This window comes from Massilia sp. P2_C2 (assembly GCF_056404615.1).
Genome location: NZ_JBFUDR010000587.1, coordinates 1 through 1,500, shown reverse-complemented (window position 1 = coordinate 1,500; position 1,500 = coordinate 1). Strand labels below are relative to the sequence as shown.

Annotated in this window: 1 protein-coding gene and 1 pseudogene; both read right to left on the bottom strand. The window is 71.4% G+C overall.

The genetic code is table 11. From position 1 onward, the window contains the following. Positions 1 to 11 precede the first annotated feature (11 nt). On the bottom strand, positions 12 to 1,130 hold the full coding sequence (locus AC1DYX_RS31075; RefSeq protein WP_477266069.1) for a GNAT family N-acetyltransferase: 1,119 nt from the start codon (positions 1,128 to 1,130) through the stop codon (positions 12 to 14). Next, positions 1,127 to 1,500: pseudogene (locus AC1DYX_RS31070) on the bottom strand (DegT/DnrJ/EryC1/StrS aminotransferase family protein); the annotation flags it as partial. The pseudogene AC1DYX_RS31070 and the gene AC1DYX_RS31075, both read right to left, overlap by 4 nt.

Below are 1,500 nucleotides of genomic sequence, written 5' to 3'. Positions count from 1 at the left end.
CGGCGGCGAGTTCATGAGCCTGTCGCAGCTGCGGCAGGCGCTGGCGGCGCAGCGCTGACGTCCGCGTCGCTCCCGCCGCGGCGCGCGGCCAGCGCATGCAGGCGGCCCAGCACCGGCCAGCGATAGCCGTTCAGGTGGTACATCGTGCGGATCTCGTCGGTCCAGCGGGTGTGCCATTCCATTACCCGTCCATAGAACTCGATGCGCCCGAAGCGCCCCTCGTCGAACAGGCCGCGCGTGGCGTCCTCGCGCATCAGCAGCGCGGGCGACAGCTGCGGTCCGAGCGCCTCGTCGTACGCCGTCTTGAGGATCACGATGCATCCGCCGCCTTCTATGCACAAATCCATCGCGGCCAAATGTGAAACCTCGGGGCCATCGGGGCCATCGAACCAGTAACGGTAGACGCTGGCCGCGCCGCGGCGCGCGAGCGCTTCCAGCATGCTGCGGTAGAAGCGGCCCTGGTCGTTGTCCGCGGCGACGGCGGTACCTTCGGTCGCCTTCCAGCCACCCGTCTCCAGCCGGCCGTAGTCGGCCACGGCGCCGGCCATGTCTTCGGCGGCGCGCACGATTTCCAGGCGCGTGGCGATGCCGTCCTGGCGCAGGCGGTTGCGCTGCTTCTTGAGGTTGTTGCGCAGGTTCTTGCCGCGCGCATTCCAGTAGTCGTCGAAGCTGCCCTGCAGGGTGACGCGCGCCGTGCGGATGTAGTCGAAGCTGCGCGCGCCGCTCGCGGTGTCCGGAGCCGGACGCGCCATCAGCAGCGGGTCGCATTGCGTCAGGCCGACCATCAGCGCCGGGCCGGGCAGGGCGCGCAGCAGGCCGGGCAACCAGGCGTCGGCGGGGCGGGTATCGCGTTGCAGCCACAGCCCGACGGGTGCCTGGGCCGGCTGGAACGTGTTCCAGACGCCGGCGCGGCCGGGCGCCACGATCGTCATCACGTCCGTGTCGTCTCCTCGACCGTGCCAGGCCAGCAGTTCGCGGCCAGTGCCGAACACGTCGAGCAGCGCCTGCACGAAATCGACCGCCAGCAGCGGAGACGCGGGACTCGCGGCATGCAGGCGTTGCCAGCGATGGGCATGCTGCGCGAAATCGCGCGCCGCAGTGACCGTCCAATGCGCGACGGCCCGGTTCATGCCGGCACCGCCGCGCAGGCTTCGAGCGCCTGCCGCACCTGCGCGTGCAGCCAGGTCCGTTCGCCATCGTCGAGGGCCTGATGGCAGGGGAAGGCGATCAGGTGCCGGCCCAGGTCTGCGCTGTTGGGGCATACGCTCGCGTCGACGCCCGGCCACAGCATCGCGCCGAAGCGCGTCATCGGTACCCCGGCGCGCTGCAGGGCGTCGGCCACGGCCTGCGGGCGGTCGACGAGCAACGGGAACATCCACGGACAGGCGCCGTCGGGCAGACGCGCAAACAATGGCCGGCAGCCGGGTGCGCCGTCCAGCGCGCGCTGCAGTTCGACGTAGTTGCGCCGCCGCCGCGCGACGATGCGCGCGGGCGACACGG

What these genes read in the sequence shown, in the direction of transcription:
- AC1DYX_RS31075 (WP_477266069.1), bottom strand. Translation starts at nt 1,130, where the DNA reads ATGAACCGGGCCGTCGCGCATTGGACGGTCACTGCGGCGCGCGATTTC.